The sequence below is a fragment of the Xanthomarina maritima genome (genome assembly GCF_008084905.1).
GTDB classification, from domain to species: domain Bacteria; phylum Bacteroidota; class Bacteroidia; order Flavobacteriales; family Flavobacteriaceae; genus Xanthomarina; species Xanthomarina maritima.
The window spans coordinates 1-18,498 of sequence record NZ_VSFC01000002.1 but is presented as its reverse complement, the minus strand read 5'-3'; the positions used below and the strand labels follow the sequence as shown (position 1 = coordinate 18,498).

11 protein-coding genes are annotated in these 18,498 nt (G+C 30.7%); 4 read left to right on the top strand and 7 right to left on the bottom strand.

Going from position 1 to position 18,498, the window contains the following annotated elements:
• Window positions 1-83 precede the first annotated feature (83 nt).
• The 7 genes from FVF61_RS00125 to FVF61_RS00095 form a co-directional block, all read right to left on the bottom strand.
• The gene (locus FVF61_RS00125) at window positions 84-473 is read right to left on the bottom strand and encodes a hypothetical protein (protein ID WP_148452004.1); all 390 of its coding nucleotides are present in this window, start codon (window positions 471-473) and stop codon (window positions 84-86) included.
• Between the two features lie 19 nt (window positions 474-492).
• A complete protein-coding gene (locus FVF61_RS00120; RefSeq protein WP_148452002.1) occupies window positions 493-1,239 on the bottom strand; it encodes a hypothetical protein in 747 nt (248 codons plus the stop codon).
• Between the two features lie 398 nt (window positions 1,240-1,637).
• A complete protein-coding gene (locus FVF61_RS00115) occupies window positions 1,638-3,611 on the bottom strand; it encodes a heavy metal translocating P-type ATPase (RefSeq protein WP_148452000.1) in 1,974 nt (657 codons plus the stop codon).
• 21 nt (window positions 3,612-3,632) lie between these two features.
• Window positions 3,633-4,763 (bottom strand): efflux RND transporter periplasmic adaptor subunit, encoded by a 1,131-nt coding sequence (locus tag FVF61_RS00110; RefSeq protein ID WP_148451998.1) that lies wholly within the window; start codon window positions 4,761-4,763, stop codon window positions 3,633-3,635.
• Between the two features lie 2 nt (window positions 4,764-4,765).
• On the bottom strand, window positions 4,766-9,082 hold the full coding sequence (locus FVF61_RS00105; protein ID WP_148451996.1) for a CusA/CzcA family heavy metal efflux RND transporter: 4,317 nt from the start codon (window positions 9,080-9,082) through the stop codon (window positions 4,766-4,768).
• 71 nt (window positions 9,083-9,153) lie between these two features.
• Entirely contained in the window at window positions 9,154-9,543 is a 390-nt protein-coding gene (locus tag FVF61_RS00100) for a hypothetical protein (RefSeq protein WP_148451994.1), read from the bottom strand.
• Window positions 9,544-9,598: 55 nt separating this feature from the next.
• Window positions 9,599-13,033, bottom strand: coding sequence for a hypothetical protein (locus FVF61_RS00095; protein WP_148451992.1), 3,435 nt, complete (start codon window positions 13,031-13,033; stop codon window positions 9,599-9,601).
• A gap of 211 nt (window positions 13,034-13,244) precedes the next feature.
• Here FVF61_RS00095 and FVF61_RS00090 point away from each other — a divergent pair, with 211 nt between their 5' ends.
• Genes FVF61_RS00090 through FVF61_RS00075 form a run of 4 tightly spaced genes read left to right on the top strand, consistent with a single transcriptional unit; the run spans window position 13,245 to window position 18,228 of the window.
• Entirely contained in the window at window positions 13,245-14,006 is a 762-nt protein-coding gene (locus FVF61_RS00090) for an exodeoxyribonuclease III (RefSeq protein ID WP_148451990.1), read from the top strand.
• An 11-nt stretch (window positions 14,007-14,017) separates the two neighbouring features.
• A complete protein-coding gene (locus FVF61_RS00085; RefSeq protein WP_148451988.1) occupies window positions 14,018-14,977 on the top strand; it encodes an OmpA/MotB family protein in 960 nt (319 codons plus the stop codon).
• An 18-nt stretch (window positions 14,978-14,995) separates the two neighbouring features.
• Complete coding sequence (locus FVF61_RS00080; RefSeq protein ID WP_148451986.1) at window positions 14,996-17,161, top strand: tetratricopeptide repeat protein; 2,166 nt, start codon at window positions 14,996-14,998, stop codon at window positions 17,159-17,161.
• A 29-nt stretch (window positions 17,162-17,190) separates the two neighbouring features.
• Complete coding sequence (locus FVF61_RS00075; protein WP_148451984.1) at window positions 17,191-18,228, top strand: aldo/keto reductase; 1,038 nt, start codon at window positions 17,191-17,193, stop codon at window positions 18,226-18,228.
• Window positions 18,229-18,498 lie beyond the last annotated feature (270 nt).

Genomic DNA, 18,498 nt, shown 5'->3' with positions numbered 1-18,498 from the left:
GTCGAAGTGTAACGTGAGAAATCTAAAAATAAAAACTCCCAAGCCTAATAGTTTGGGAGTTTTTGTAACATTTAGTTTAATGATTATTTATTTTTAATATTATAAACCATATAAATTAAAGTTGATTTAAAATAAAAATATTTAAAATAATAATAAAAGTTACTTACCAAAAACCAAGCTAAAATTATAAAAGGGATATATGGTAGTTTTATTACACCAGATTTAAAGTATAATTGAATAAACAAGAAAATAAAGAACCATATTAGATTGTATGTCATTAGCCATTTTAAATTTAAACTTGCTAAACCAGTTAAAAAATTCCAACGTTTTAAATAGCCAGATATTTTAACTTGATTGTCGTTATATTCTATTTTACATCTAAGGCCATAGCCTAATTTTGTAATTAAACTGTTATTCTTTTGATAATAAGAATAACCAACATAATTTAATTCTGTTTTTAATTTATCTAACATCTTACTATTATTTAAAGCATTAAAGACAGCCTCCACCATTTTGATCTTGCGCTTCATCCACAAACCAAGAATAACCTATTCCACCTAAACCACCCCAACATAAAAATCCAAAAGCATCGGCTAAATAAACCTGATCTTTAGGGTCACAAGGATATCTGTTATTAGAGCCATTAATATAAATGCCGTAATAACTTGACCAAAATTCATTTGAATGACCAGCGACTGATATAAATAGATTAATTTCATCTATTTCCGACTGTTTTAAATTTCTTTTAGTAAGGTATTCATTTGCTAAAATGGAAGCGTCATTGAAATTTAATTTATTAACAACAATTTCTGTTATTAATTCTCTCACATTAATTGAATGAAGTTTATTAACTTGGTCTAGAATAAAAGTTTCGAAAGTTATATTATTGTTTAAAAGTGTATCATCAATTTCATAAGTATTGACTAACCTTTTAAACGTGTTAGGGTTAGTTTTATTTAATTCTAAAGAAATTTCTGATATCAGACTATTGAAGTCTGAATATAAATAATTTGGTTGATTAGATTGAAAATTATTCAAACCAATATTATGTAGCTCACCAAATTCAACCATACTTAAGTCATTATTATAATATTCTAATAATCCTAGGTTATAGGATTCTTTTAAAGTTGAATTAGACTTACTCATGTCAGAATTTAGATTACTGTCATTTTCTTCTGTACAGCTATATATAATAATGGATACAAAGAAGAGAGGTATAATAGTTCTTAATAATTTCATAATTTCTAAAATTTAAACCAGTTCAAAATATTTTTTCAAAACTGGTTGGTTAAACAAAATCTGTTTAGAAGTCTTAATTTTAGAAGCTTTTTTAATTAGAAGTCTTTGAAAAATAAAAAACTAGCGCTAGTTATGTTCGAACTAAATATCTAAAAACCTTGTTGAGGGACTTCTAAATTTACTCGCCTTGATTTTTAGACAACTCAAATGTAAAAAAAAAAAAAAAATAACTAAACAAACATTTTTATGAAATTTGTGCATTTCATCGAAAAGTGCTAAAATCAATTACGGTTTTTCCGTAATTTAATAAGATGTCGTATATAATGTGTCATACTGAACAACGTGAAGAATCTAAAAATTAAAACTCCCAAGCTGCATTAGCTTGGGAGTTTTGTTTTCTAGTCTAATTTATATCGAAGTAATCGCAAGGCATTAATTACAACTACAATAGTCGAACCTTCATGAAAAAGAACTGCCAAGCCAATATTTGTTAAACCTAAAATAGTAACTGGAACCAACAATGCAACCACACCTAAACTTATAAAAATATTTTGTTTTATAATACGTTTTGATTCTCTGCTTAAACCAATAACAAATGGAAGCCTTTCTATTTTGTCAGACATCAAGGCAACATCTGCAGTTTCTAAAGCCACATCGCTTCCTGCAGCTCCCATGGCAACACTAACTGTACTTAAAGCCATTGCTGGAGCATCGTTAACACCATCGCCAACCATGGCTATTTTTTTATCTTCTTTTAATAATATTTTTATGGCTTCTACTTTGTCTTCAGGCAACAAATTGCCTTTAGCTTCGGTTAAACCTATTTGTTTTGCTATGGTGTCTCCTACATTTTGGTGATCTCCAGTAAGCATAATCATCCGTTTAATGCCAATGTCTTTTAAGCGTTTTAAAGTGCTTACTGCAGTTTTTCTTGGTACGTCCATGACGCTAATCAAACCAACCATTTCATTTTTAAATGCTACAAGCATCACAGTATGCCCTTGTTCCAATAAACCGTTCATCTTTGATTTTACAGAATCTTCAACTGTAATGTCTTCATCTTGCATCAATTTAGTGTTTCCTATAAAAACACTTTCATTTTTATAAATGGCTTGGATGCCTTTTCCTTGAATGGCATTAATTTCAGTAGCATTTCCTATATAAACAATGTTATATTTTTCCTTAAGATCTTTAGAAATTGCTTTAGCTAGTGGATGATTGCTTAAACTTTCAACATCTAAAACTAATTGTACAAAATCTGTTTTATTAAATCCTTTAATAGGTATAACGTTAGTTAACTTAGGTTTTCCTTCGGTAAGTGTTCCAGTTTTATCGAAAGCAATAGTTGTAATCATACCTAAATCTTCTAGAGCTTTTCCACCTTTTATTAAAACCCCTTTTTGTGCTGCTCTTGCAATACCACTCAATACAGCACTTGGTGTAGAAATAGCTAAAGCACAAGGACTTGCAGCTACTAAAACGGTTATGGCTCGATATAAACTTTCTTGAAATGTTTCATCCAAAAATAAGTATGTAAAACATAAAGAAATAACTAAAATAATAACAAGTGGAACATAAATCTTTTCGAATTTTTTTGTTAGACGCTGGGTTGGCGATTTCTGTGTTTCAACCTCACTGACCATTTTTATCAAACGAGCCACTGATGAATCTTCACTCAATTTTAAAACTAAAACCTCAATATGTCCATCACCATTTATAGTTCCAGTAAATACAATGTGGTTTTTGTCTATGTCTTTAAAGTCTGGTAAATTATTGATATTTGCAATTGCTGATTTGTCAACAGGCATACTTTCTCCAGTAATTGGAGCTTGATTGATGCTGCTATTGCCTTTAATTATTACACCATCTGCAGCAATTTTAGTGTTTGGTTTTATAACAATAATATCGTTGATATGTAATTGCTCGATAGGTGTTTCTATTAGTTTTCCATCTTTTTTTACTAAAGCTGTTTTAGGCGATAAATCGCTTAAAGCTTCAATGGATTTGGTAGCTTTATTCATGGCATAGCTTTCTAAAGCATGACCTAGACTAAACAAAAATAATAGCAAAGCACCTTCAGCCCAACTTCCAATATAAGCGGCTCCAATGGCTGCTGCTATCATTAAAAAATCGATATCAAAACCACCTTTAGAGATTTTTTTGGTTGCCTCTATGCTTATAAAATAACCACCAAAAAAATAAGATAAAATATAATTTGTTTGATAAACCCAAAAAGATGAAAAGTTAGTTTTTTCGAATACAAACCCAAGAACTAAAAAGACACCACAAAGAATTGAAAAATATAATTCGGTTTTCTTTCCAAAAATGCCACCATGTTCGTGGTAATGTGAATCCTTTTTATGTTCTTTCATTTAAAATTTCTATTATTGGTATTATTCACCTCCAGAGAGTAACATGTAAGTTCCTTTTGTAATAATTTGTTTGTCTTTCAAATCTCCCGAATTTAAAACTTCCACAAAAGTTTCCGTTTCTTTTCCTTGATCTATTTTTACTTTTTCAAGATGATATTCTGTATCTGTTTCATCTTTTAAAATTAGTACAATAAAATCACTTTCAACATTTAGAATGGCTTCTTTTGGTAAGGCTAAACTTTTATTGCTATGGACTATAATTTCAGCTTCTACAAACATACCAACAATAAAATTAGTTTGCGTGTTATCAATATGTCCATGAACTTTAACACGTCTGCTTTTTTCGTCTATAGTTGTACCAACTAAATGGACTTCTGCCATAAATGTGTCGTTTGAAGCTTCAGGAATTTTAAAACGTATTACTTGATCTTTTTTAATCTTTAAAATGTCTTTTTCAAAAACTGAAAGCTCTAAATGAATGTGATCTGTATCAACAATCTCCATAACTATATCTGCTGGTGACACATAAGTTCCATTGCTTACATTTATGTTGGTTACATAGCCTGTTATTGCAGCATATAAATTTATGGTAGAAGAAATTTGACCTTGTTCTACTAAAGTAGGATTAATATGCATCATTTCTAGCTTTTTTCGTAAACCATTGAAATGAGCAAGATTACTTTTATAGGTGCTTTCAGCTTTTAAGAAGTTTTTTTGTGAGGTGATGTTTTCATCGAACAATGTTTTTTGTCTGGTAAATTCAGATTTTAAATAGTTTAATTGTTCTGCAACTTCTAAATAGTTTTGCTGAATTTCTACATATTCTGGATTCTCAAGAGTAACCAATATTTGTCCTTTTTCAACTTTATCTCCAACTAATAATGGTGTTTTGGTAATATAGCCTCCAATAAAAGATGTGACACTAGATTTATTGTGAGGTGGCACATCTATCATGCCATTGGCTTTTACAATTTCATTAAATTCCTCTTCTGAAAGTGAACCAAAGGTCATTTTTTCACCTTCAAATTGTTGTTTGTTAACAGTTATTTCCTCTGTAGAAGTTTCAACTTCAACAACTGTTTCAATGTTTTTTTCTGAATTTACACAGGCTACAAAAACCATTGAAAATAATAAGATATATAGGTTTTTCATTTTTATAAAATTAAATAATTGATGGCAATAATTGTTTGATTGTATGTGTTTAAATTATCTAGATAAGTGAGTTCTATATCTTTTGCGGTTTCAATACTTTGTATGTATTGAAAGAAATCTATTTCACCTTCTTTAAAAGTTCTTTCAGCCGTTTTTATTATTTCTTCTGAAAGGGTTTTACCTTGGGTTTCGTAATAATTAATGGCTTCTTCGTTTTGCTGAAGTTTTGCCAATAACGATTGATATTCTGTATCAAGTCTTATCTGATAATCTTGTTGCTGTTCTTCGGCAACTTCTTGAGCAATTTTAGATGCTTTTATTTTAGATGTATTCCCACTAAAAAACAATGGTATTTTCACGCCAAAAGTATAACCAATAAAATTTTTGTCGATACCACTATTAGTACCTTGAAAATATTCTACGTTTAAATCTGGTAAAAGACTTTGTTTCTCTTTTTGATTTAATGCCTTGTAATAGATTTTAGAAAATTCGAAAGTCTCTAAACCAATGTTATTTGCTATGGTAACAGTCTCTAATTCTAATTTTTTAAGAGGTTGGTCTGTTATCGATAAATTATCAATTTGAACAACTTTTTTCAATTGTTCTGTGGCTAATACAATGTCTTGTAAAGCCTGTTTATAAAGGGTTTCCAATTGTTTTTGTTTGGATTTTGCCGTTATCATTTCCAGATAATTTGTTTCACCTAATTCAAAACGACGTTCGGCCGATTTGGCGAAATTTTGATATAAACTATCCAGATAATGATAGGCTTTCGCTTTGTTTTTAGTGTAACTTAACTGATAATATTTAGCGTAAACATCACGTTTTAACTGTTGAATTTGAATATTATATTGAGATTCCTGTAATAGATGTTGGGCTTTGTTTACTTTTTTATCGGCAAAATAAACCGTTGGAAATTTAAAGTCTTGCGAAATTCCAAAAACATTTAAAGGATCGTTGTTTCCAACCAAATTACTCTCGTCGTAATTATAATATAAAGACGTTTTATCAAAATTAAAGGCACTCTCAATTAAAGCATCAGCTTCGTCTACTTTTAAAGACCATGCTTTCAAACCCGAATTATTTTCAATAGCTAGTTTTAAAGTTTGAGTAACATCTATTGGATTTTGTTGTGCATTCATCCCAATCGATATTAATAAAACAATTACAGAGGCAATTCCTTTTTTATTCACCTTCATATTTTTTTTAGTTTCAAACCAAGCATACAATACTGGAAGAACCACAAGTGTTAAAATGGTTGCAGATACTAATCCTCCAATAACCACTGTTGCTAAAGGTCTTTGAACTTCGGCTCCAGCATTGGTAGAAATGGCCATAGGTAAAAACCCTAGAGCTGCTGCTGCTGCAGTAAGCAAAACAGGACGAAGTCTTTCGGTAGTGCCACGTTTTATAAGTTTTTCAATATTAGTCATACCTTGTTCTTTTAATTCTTTAAAATGTTCTATAAGCACAATACCATTTAAAACAGCAATTCCGAATAAAGCTATAAAACCAACTCCTGCAGAAATACTAAAAGGCAAATCCCTAATCCATAATAAGAGAATACCACCAACAGCAGACAATGGAATTGCAGAATAAACCATAAGCGCTTCTTTAATAGAACCAAAGGCAAAATGAAGTAGTATAAAAATTAGAATCAATGCTATTGGAACAGCCACCATAAGTCGTGCTTTGGCGCTTTGTAAATTTTCGAATTGGCCACCATAAGTAATGGTGTATCCTACTGGTAATTCCAGGTCTTTATCTAAAATAGTTTTAACATCGTTTACAACAGATTGCAAATCTCTATTTCTCACATTTATTCCAACTACAATGCGTCGTTTTGTATCGTCTCTGGAAATTTTTGCAGGACCAGTTGTATATGTTATTTCAGCTAATTCGCTTAAAGGAATTTTACCTTCATTATTTGGCAGATCGACATACAGATATTGAAGACTTTCAAGATTTTTTCTTTGGTCTTCTTCTAATCGAATGACTAAATCAAAACGTTTTTCGCCTTCAAAGACAGAACCAACAGCATCACCTGAAAAACCCATAGTTATCATTTGATTTAAATCGGCAATATTTAAACCATATCTGGCAATTTTACTTCGGCTGAAGCTAACGCTCATTTGTGGCAAACCTTCCACTTTTTCAATGATGATATCTGAAGCTCCTTCTACATGTTCAATGAGATTTCTAATTTCATTTGCTTTATTAGCGAGAATATTTAAGTCTTCACCAAAAATTTTAATGGCAACATCAGCTCGAACACCTGTAATTAGTTCATTAAAACGCATTTCTATAGGTTGCGTAAATTCCACTTCCATATCTGGAATAACTTCTAATGCTTCTTTAAATTTATCTGCCAATTCATCTTTATTAGAAGCAGACACCCATTGTTTTATAGGTTTTAGTTTAATAATAACATCGCTTTCTTCCATAGACATTGGGTCTGTTGGAACTTCTGCAGCACCAATTCTACTAACTACTTGGTCAACTTCTGGGAAATTATCTAGTAAAATTTGTTCTATCCTTGTCGTGATTTCTATGGTTTTACTTAATGATGTTCCCGTTTTTAAAACAGGTTGAATGACAAAATCTCCTTCGTCGAGAGTAGGTACAAATTCGCCTCCCATTCTGCTGAAAATCCAAATACTTGAAGTTAATAAAATAACAGAAAGTGAAATAACGATTCTTTTGTTTGACAAAGCCCAGTTTATTATTGGCTTGTAAGCCTTGGTTATTGTAGCCATGAGTCTAACTGAAATATTTCTGTCACTTTGAACACTTGGTTTCAAAAACATGGAAGAAATTACTGGCACATAAGTTAAACAGAAAATCATGGCTCCAACTAATGCAAAACTAAAAGTCATTGCCATGGGTTTAAACATTTTTCCTTCAACACCACTTAATGATAAAATTGGAATGAAAACGATTAAAATAATAAGCTGTCCAAAAATGGCAGAATTCATCATTTTTGATGAACTTTTTAAAGTTATAGTATCGATATCTGCTTGCTGATCTACTTTAGATAGCGATTTGATTTTAGCGCTTTGGGCTGTAATTTGAAAAGCAATATATTCAACAATAATAACAGCTCCATCTATAATTATTCCGAAATCGATAGCTCCAAGACTCATTAAATTAGCATCGATTCCGAAGATATTCATTAATGAAATTGCAAACAATAAACTTAATGGAATAACTGAAGCAACAACTAAACCAGAACGCCAATTACCTAATAGTAAAACCACAACAAAAATGACGATTAGAGAACCTAAAATGAGATTTTCAGCCACAGTGAATGTGGTTTTATTTATAAGCTCACTTCTTTCTAAAAAGCCATTAATATAAACACCTTCTGGAAGCGAATTTTGAATAGATGTTATGCGTTCTTTCACATCATCTATTATTTGTTTTGAGTTCCCATCTTTCAGCATCATTATTTGTCCAAGCACTTTTTCGCCTTCACCATTTCCAGTAATGGCTCCAAAACGTGTAGCACTTCCAAAGCCTACTTTGGCAATATCTTTTATGAATATAGGAATGCCGTCGTTTTTAACCACAATATTGCCAATGTCTTCTAACGATTCTATTAAACCTTCACCACGAATAAAAAAAGCTTGATTGCTTTTTTCAATATAACCTCCACCAGCAACACTATTGTTTTTTTCTAAAGCTGTGTAAATTTCTGAAACAGTAATATTTATAGCATCCAACTTTTGTGGATTGATGGCTACTTCGTACTGTTTTAAAAATCCTCCCCAAGTATTTACCTCAACTACTCCAGGAATTCCTGAAAGCTGACGTTTAACAACCCAATCTTGAATGGTTCTTAAATCGGTTGTGGAATATCTGTCTTTAAATTCGGGTTTTATATCTAGAATGTATTGATAAATTTCTCCTAATCCAGTGGTTATTGGTCCCATTTCTGGAGAGCCAAATCCTTCTGGGATTTTTTCAGAGGCAGATTTAATTTTTTCGGCAATAAGTTGTCTTGGTAAATAGGTGCCTAAATCGTCTTCAAAAACAATGGTTACTACTGAAAGACCAAATTTTGAAACCGATCGAATTTCTACAACCCCAGGCAGATTAGCCATTTCTAATTCCACGGGATAAGTAATAAACTGTTCCACATCTTGTGTCGATAAATTTCTAGATGTAGTAATAACTTGCACTTGGTTGTTGGTAATATCTGGAACAGCTCCAATTGGTATTTGCGTTATGGAGAATATTCCAAAGCCTACAACAAATGCCATAAAAAGTAGAATAATGAGTTTATTCTTTAAACTGAATTTGATAATGTTTTCTAACATAATTCATTATATAAATTTGTTTAAGCTATTACTTAATAGCTTATAAAAAAATGATTTAAATCACGAATGAATTATGCGAATTTTGGAGGCTGAAAAACAGATGGTTTTTCAAAAAGAGAGGTAGATTCTGTATAATAAAAGTTAAAAGGAATCTCAACAAAAGGAAGATACTCAAAATCGAAATTTAAAGTTTGTAATGTATATGCTGAATTAGCATGAGCACATGTTTGATGATGATGTTTAAATGGTAAATCTTCGTGTTCTTCATGGTTGTTTTCATGTTGAAACTTGTCATCACCATAATGTTCAGATATAAAATCTAAAAATGAATCGCCATAAGTTTCTTGATGATATTCGGCATGCTCAATCAAAGTGCTTAACTTCGAAAGATCTTCAAAACTAAAATTGAAACTTTGTACAAGTATCAAAAACGAATATGTTATGGCTACAAATTTGTTCATGTATAATACAAAGCTACAAAAAATTACTTCTAAGTCAGTAACATAGGTTACATGTTTAAAAATAGGCTTTTAGTTGAATACTCCCAGTATGAATAACCTTGCTAGTTTCGCTTTTTCTTCCAAGATAATTAAGATTTAAATCTAAGAATGATGTAATTTTCTTTTGAGCAAGTAAACTCCATGTGTAATTTTTTCCAGGCTGTAAACCTTCCATCATTTGATAAGCAACAGGAGTATTTGAGTCTCCAACAAAATCGTTTGAAAAATAATTAAATTCACCAATAATTGACATTTTTTGGAAGTTGGCAAAAGAAAACGACAACCCATAATTTTGTTGCTTTAATGTCTCTAAACTGCCAATAGTATTCTTTTTACTTGTGTATTGATAAAAAATATCAAAACGAGTGAAATCGTTTAATAAATAAGATAACTTTGGGTTTACATTTACGTCATCAATATTATAGTTTTTGCTTGCAAAATTTTCGCTAATACTCTCTGTATTATTTAAGCTAATTTGAAAATTTATCAACCAATTTAAAGCAAATTTATGATTGAAATGTAATAAGTGACTAATTAGTGAATTTTCAATATAACCAACGGTTAGAATATTTCTGGTATCGTTTTTTAAAAAGGTATAAGAAGTTGTATAATGTTGTTTCCCTCGATTAAAAAATAAGACATTTCTAAAATTTAGTTGTAAGCCTAATTCTGTATCAGGATCACTTTTAAACGGATTTAAATTAATGTCGTTTCCTTCACGTTTATTTTTTCTATCTACTATATAGGAGGTTTGATTATAAAAGTGAGACAACCCTTTTTTTAAACCACTTACTTCGTTAGACCATTGCTGTGGATTAATTGTTAATGTTTGACTTAATCTATTTTGATGGGTTTTTATAAAGACTTGATTTGGTAATAATACGCGAATGTATTTTCCTTGATCTTGAAATTGCGCAATTTCGAATTCTTCCAATTCTTGAATGCCATTACCATTGTAATCTATCCATGTGTAATTTCCTTGTCCAGGTTCTACTTCAACAAAAGTAAAATCTTGTTGAGGCAAGGTCCCAGAATTTGTTTCATAAACGGTATTCCATAAGAAAAACTGCTTTACGAAGCGTTGACTATATTGAATTCTGGAATTTAGAGAATTCTCGTTTTCTATGCTTTCATCTGTATTTTTTAAAACTCTGTAATTGGCATATACCGATAAATTAGTGCGTTCGTTTTGGACAATTCTTGAATCTATATAATAGGTGTTTGAAGAATTTACTTTTTGTAATTTATTATTTCTTATACTATCATTTACACGAAATTTGAAACCTATTTCAGCAAATATCTTAGTGCTGTCTCCAACTCCTGTAAAAACTTCATAGGATTTAAATTTTTGACTATTAGGTATAAAGGCTTCTGTTTCTTTATCTTTGTCTTGGTTGTCTTCCATGGCCAACCTTGTCCCAATCCAAGCTCTTTTAAAACTATAAGTTATCATATTATAGGTTCTAAAAAATGTCGAGTTATTTGTTGTGGAAGTTGTATTTAACAAACTTGAAAGAGAAACAATTCGCCATTTATTAAGTTCTAAATTAGCAGAAACAATATGTCTATTGCCATTAAAATTTTTAGAGTAATTTAAGTATTGAAACTCATAGCTGGCCATTCCTTTTTGGTTATGGAATGCTTGAGCTCCAGTTTTTATAAACGTTTGTGTTCCTAAACTAGTAGCAGTTGTTGGACTAGTAGTATTCCCAAGATTCCAATCTCTATTAAATTCAGCATTATAAATACGCTGGATAGACCTAAAATCTTCTTGAATATAATCTGTATCTGCAAATGCACTTAAATTCCAAAGACTGTCTTTTTTAATTATGGCTTGATTAACTCTCAATTTCCCAGCAAAACCATCATTATTATCATCATCAATACTCGAAAATAAATTTAAATCGTTTTTACTTCCAGCAATTTCAAAATCGATACTTGTTTTTTCTGAAGGTTTATAAACACCATTAACAATAGCCATTTGTAATTTTGTAGGAGCTACTAATTGTATAATTGGTTCGTAATTACCTTGAGGAATTCCAGCAATGGGTTCAATATATTCGAAAATAGTATTTATGGCTTCATTACTGCCAACAATGTAGTTTCCAAGATTGTCTCCTACTAAGGTAAAACGAACACTAAATAGTTCGTCATCTGGATTGTTAGAAAATACAAAGGCTTCTACACCATTAATTATTTCTTTTTTATAAAGAATTCTATTTTCATTATAAGCTTCAGAAGTACTTGAAGGAGCAACCATTTTGGTTCTATCGTCTCCAGCTTCAGCTAAAATTTCAACTTGTTCGGCTGACAAGTTTTGTTGTAATGGATTATTTTTTGAATCACTTTCACTATAAATAGAAACACCAAGATTTAGTTTTTCACTTTCATATCTGCCTCCTCCAAAAACTACTAATCGAGAATAATTTCTATCGCTATATTGATAATCTACAGTTACTCTCATTTCGGAAGTAACTGGAAAAGTGGAGTTAAAAATAATTTCACCAGCATTATAATCTATAATGTAATCGTTGTATTCGCCTCTTTGTAATGGAATCCCATTTACGTAAACGGTTTCACTTCCAGAGACAATAAGCACATATAATTCGTCGTTAGGACCTTTTAATTTATAAGGGCCTTGATTCCCTTCTTGAGCTGTAAACTGACTAGTTGTAAATTGACCTCTAACCAATGCGCCAGAAGCAAATAAATTAGTTGTTGATTCAGGATGATGTAAAGTGGCTCCAATAGCTAATCCTTGGACACGTTTTGAAAAATTTCCAAAATAAGAATAAGGATTTGTCAAGTCGATATCTCCTGCACGAATTTTCCAATTATCACTAAAAAGTTCAATAAAAACCTGATCAAATTCGTCTAATCTTTGCGAATAGCCACTTTCCTGCAAAGGCACATTAGCGTCTTGAATAGAAGCTCTTAAAGACACTTTCTCACTTAGTTTTCCTGTAATCTGTAAATCTAATTCACTATTTAAAACAGAATTTTGGTTGTTTCCTATAATCACACCACGAGATATACTTCCAGAAGTTGTTAAGCCATCAAATGGTGTAAATGTGTTTTTTTCACTTGGTTGAGAAAGTTTGTAAAGTTTTGCTAAATTTCCTGTATTTTCTACAATTATACTATCACTTATTTGTCTGTATGTTTTGGTTAAGTATTCAGGATACTTTAAATAATTAATAATTATGGAATCTACTTCAACTGGTTTTTTAATAGTTAAAATGGCATTTTCAAAATCAATGTTATAAAACGACGAATCAACGAAAGAGCTATCTTTTTTTTTAATTGTAAAAAAATTTGAATTAATACTTACACTATCAATTACAATAGAATCTCTTACAGCTACTGTTTTAGTTCTGTAATTAGAAGTGTGGTCTTGAGCAAATGCACAAACACCAAAGAGAAGTAACATGAATTGGAGTATTAACTTCATGAAGTATTAAACTACATATCAATAAAAATATTTTGTTGATAGCTTTTGTTAAAACGTTTTTAAATTAATAGTGTAAATGTAAAGCATTATTTATTTTAGCTGAAATTAACTCGCTTTTTTTAAAAGGGAGTTATCCCAATGAAGATTGGGATCTCATAAATTTTTAGATTAATTAAAAACAAATGTCCCATATTTAAGGGGGAAAATACTTATGGAAATCATTTCTTATAACGTAAATGGCATTCGTGCTGCACTAAATAAAGATTTCATTACTTGGCTACAAGCAGCAAATCCAGATGTTATCTGTTTGCAAGAGATTAAAGCTATGGAAGAGCAGTTAGATTTAAATTTATTTGAAGAAGCTGGATATAAATATCACTATTGGTTTAGTGCTCAAAAAAAAGGCTATAGTGGTGTTGCTATTTTAAGCAAAACAAAACCCAATCATGTGGAATTTGGTACAGGAATAGAATCTATGGATTTCGAAGGAAGAAATCTTCGAGCAGATTTCGATGGATTTTCTGTTATGAGTTTGTATTTGCCTTCAGGAACTAATGATGCACGTTTACAGCATAAATTTGATTATATGGATATGTTTCAAGACTATATAAACAAGCTTACAAAAGAGATTCCAAACTTAATTATTTGTGGAGATTATAATATTTGTCACGAAGAAATAGATATTCATAATCCAAAAATGAAAGGTGTTTCAGGATTTTTGCCAGAAGAAAGAGCTTGGCTTGGAAAATTTATCGATAGTGGGCTTGTTGATTCATTCCGTTATTTACATCCTGAAAAACAAGAATATAGCTGGTGGAGTTATCGTGCCAATGCTAGAGCTAATAATAAAGGTTGGCGATTAGATTATGCTATGGTAACAAAACCATTACAAGAAAAAATTAAAAGAGCCGTTATACTCTCTGAAGCAGTTCATAGTGACCATTGTCCAATCTTAGTTGAAATAGAAAATTAAAAATATAAAAAATGAAAAACCGAATCTTAATTATTGCAGTTTCTACACTTTTAATAACTTCTTGTGTGTCACCAAAAGTTTATAAAGACTTAGAGAGTAAATATGGAGTATTAAAAAATGAAAACAAGCAATTAAATGAAGAAAACGAAAGTTTATTAAGTGCAAAAAATGCTGCTGAAAACGAGTTAAGTCAATTGCGTGATGCCTATAATGAAGCTGTTGCAGAAAGAGATAAATTACAAGGTGATTATCATGCAACAAAAGCAAACTTAGATAACTTGCAAGCCTCTTATGATGCCTTAGAAAAAAACAGTTCGTCTGCCATTGCAGAAAATGTTCAAAAAAACAGAGAATTGTTAGCACAATTAGAAGCTAAAGAACAAGCATTAGCAACTGAAAATGCTAGACTAGAAGCTTTGAAGAAAGAGTTAGAATCACGATCAAATCGAGTGGCTGAATTAGAGAGTATGATTGCAGCAAAAGATGCAGCCATGACTGATTTAAAAAATGCCATTTCAAGAGCTTTAGTAGATTTTGAAGGAAAAGGGTTAACTGTAGAACAACGAGATGGAAAAGTATATGTGTCTATGGAAAATAAATTGTTATTCCAGTCTGGAAGTTGGGCAGTTGGAGTTGAAGGAACAAAGGCTGTTAAACAATTAGGGTCTGTGCTTGCCGATAATCCAGATATCAATGTATTAATTGAAGGACACACAGATAATGTACCATATTCAGGAAACGGAACCTTGTCTGGGAACTGGGATTTATCTACCAAACGTGCTACTGCCATTGTAGAAATATTAAATCAGAACACTAGTATTAATCCTGAGAGCCTAACTGCTGCTGGAAGAGGGGAATATGCTCCAATTGCTTCAAACGATACTGCCGAAGGAAAAGCTAAAAACAGACGTATTGAAGTTATTTTAACGCCAAAGTTAGACGAAATTACTAAATTGCTAAACAAAGAATAATAATTCACTTCTCTTTAAATGAAAAATTTTTACTGGATTGTATGTATCTCAATTTTAGTTTCATGTTCAAACAATTCTAAAAAGGAATCTTATGTTGAAAAAGATCAAATAAAATCTGTTCATAAAGATGGCTATGTTGGAGATGCTCAATGTATTTCTTGCCATAAAGATGCAGTTGATTCTTGGAAAGGCTCAGATCATGATTTGGCTATGCAAATTGTTAACGAATCTACTGTTCTTGGAGATTTCAATGATGTTAGTATAACACTAGATGGGGTGTCTTATTTTTTCTCAAGAAAGAATGAAGATTATATTGTTCAGGTTAAAGAGATAGATGGAAGTGACATAGAATATAAAATTTCTTACACATTTGGAGTAACACCTTTACAGCAATATATTGCAGATTTTGACAATGGAAAAAAACAAGTATTAAGGGTTTCATGGGATGTTAATAATAAAAGGTGGTATCACCAATATCCAGGAGACAAGATTAGTCCTCATGATTGGATGCATTGGTCAAAAAGTTCTCAGAATTGGAATACCATGTGTGCCGAATGTCATTCAACTAATTTAAAAAAGAATTATTTAGTTGAGGAAGATGCATTCAATACAACGTATTCTTTTATAAATGTAAATTGCGAAAGTTGTCATGGGCCAGCAGAACAACATGTTAATTGGGCAAGCAACCTACAAGATACGTTATATAATAAGAAACATATTTTATCTGGAAAATCTCAGTTTAATCAAATGAATATGTGTGCTTCTTGCCATTCAAGACGAGTAAAATTAACACAAAATATGATTCCTGGTAAACATTTTGAAGACCAATATTTGCTTCAGAATTTATCAGATGATTTTTATCATGGAGATGGTCAAATAAAAGAAGAAGACTATGTATTTGGTTCTTTTGTGCAAAGCAAAATGTACCATAATGATGTAACATGTACAGATTGTCATGATGCACATACTTTAAAATTAAAAGAAGTTGGAAATAATTTGTGTATGCAATGTCATGAGCCAAAATATGATACACCATCACATTATTTTCATTCAATAGATTCAGAAGGATCACAATGTATCAATTGTCATATGACTGGAGTAACTTATATGGGAGTTGATTATAGAAGAGACCATAGTTTTAGAATTCCAAGACCAGACCAAAGCGTTGAATACGGAACCCCAAATGCTTGTAATACGTGTCATCAAGATAAATCTAATAAATGGGCAGCTAATAAAGTAGAGGAATGGTATGGTACTAAAAGACAAGATCATTTTTCTGATGCTTTGTTGTTAAGCAATCGAGATAATATTTCAGAAAAAGAACGCGAATCATTAGACCTATTTATCAACGATTTAAATTATCCTGCTATTGCAAGAGCAACGGTAATTGATAATTTACAAATTACAAAATCTCAAGATTTTGAAGCTATTATTAAAGGATTAGAAGATCCTTCTCCTTTAGTTAGATTTAATTGCCTACAAAAATTGCAATCTCTTAGTTTGCAAGATCGAATAGCAATAGCTGTAAAACACACTAACGATACTACTAAATTAGTAAGAATTGGAGTAGCTCAATTATTAATAGGTATAGATATTAATACGCTTACTAATGTTGATGTAGCTGGTTTAAACAAATCTAGAAATGAGCTTGAAGAGATGCTAAATAGTAATGCAGATTTTTCTCTAGGAAGAATGCAGTTAGGAGATTATTATCTACAAAATAATGATGTTAAAAATGCTATTAAACATTATAAAGTAGCTTTAAAAATGGATAGTTTATTAATTCCAGTTTATGCTAATTTAGCCACTACTTACAGTTTAAGTGGACAAACTAACGAGGCTTTAAATATTTTAAACTTATCTATATCTAAAACCCCTGAATTAGCAAGAACATATTACTTGAGAGCATTACTGTATTTTGAAACCAAGCAAAACGAATTGGCTGTTAAAGATTTATTACAAGCTATAAATTTAGACCCTTCAGATACTAGATCGATGTATAATTTAGCTACTTTTTATTATCAAAATGGAAATTATGTTGAAGGAGAAAAAACCATCAAGAAAGCATTAAAATTAGAAAAGGATAATCAAGATTATAAATACTTATTAGCTTTAATTTATCAATTACAAGGTAGGGTTAACGAATCACAAATAATCATGCAAGAGTTGAACGCGAATCAATAATAACACTCCTTTTTGTATAAACTATTAAAATGAAATTTACCACATTACCAAAAACAGATATAAAAGTTAGTAAACTCTGTTTAGGCACAATGACTTGGGGAAACCAAAACACTCAAGAAGAAGGGTTTGCTCAAATGGATTTAGCAACAGATAAAGGGATTAATTTTTTTGATTGTGCCGAATTATATCCAGTTCCAGCAACAGCTGAAACATATGCTAGAACAGAAAAAATAATTGGAAACTGGTTTAAAAAAACTGGAAAAAGAGATAAGGTTGTGTTAGCAACTAAAATAGCTGGTCCAGGAGACTATACAGCACATATTAGAACAAATGGGTTTAGTCCAGAAGCGTTAAAAGATGCCGTAAATAATAGTTTAAATAGACTTCAAACAGATTATATAGATTTATACCAACTTCATTGGCCAGAAAGGCAAACCAATACATTTGGTATAAGAGATTACAAACATCATTCTGAAGATAGATGGCTAGATAATTTTAATGAAATTCTTCATTCGTTAAATGAAATTATAAAAGAAGGAAAAATTCGTCAAATAGGTATTTCAAACGAAAAAGCTTGGGGAACCATGAGATATCTTGAAGAATCAAAAACTAATAAGTTACCACGAATTATAACCATTCAAAATGCTTATTCATTACTAAATCGTGTTTTTGAGGGAGATATGGCCGAAATATCAATAAGAGAAAATGTTGGATTGTTAGCATATTCGCCTATGGCATTTGGCGTGTTGTCTGGAAAATATATTAAAGGAATAGCTGCTAAAAACTCAAGATTAAAATTATTCCCAAGATTTGCTAGATATAGTTCTCAGCAAGCAACAGAAGCAACTAAGCACTATTTAAAAATTGCAGAAGAAAATAATTTATCTTTAGCGCAAATGTCATTAGCTTTTGTGACCCAACAGCCATTTATAACTAGTAATATTATTGGAGCAACAACTATAGAGCAACTTAACGAAAACATAGAAAGTATTCATCTGGCTTTAAGTCAAGATGTTATAGATTCAATAAGTAAAATACATATCAAATTCCCAAATCCATCTCCTTAATTAATTAGTTAAAATTATTTAAGTTTTATTATTTCACTTTAACGAAAAAAAACCACATTTTAACAAATAAAGCTAAACTCCCAATAAAATACTGTTGTTTTTAGCTACATTAGTCATTCAATTTTCCCAAAATTTTGCACCCAAATTTATTTTAAGGAGAATTACATCAATTATAATTACATCAATTATAGATGTGTTCTATTAACCTAGTTTTTAATAACTAACATTAATTTACCATTAAAATGAAAAAAATTACGCTTTCACTTCTAT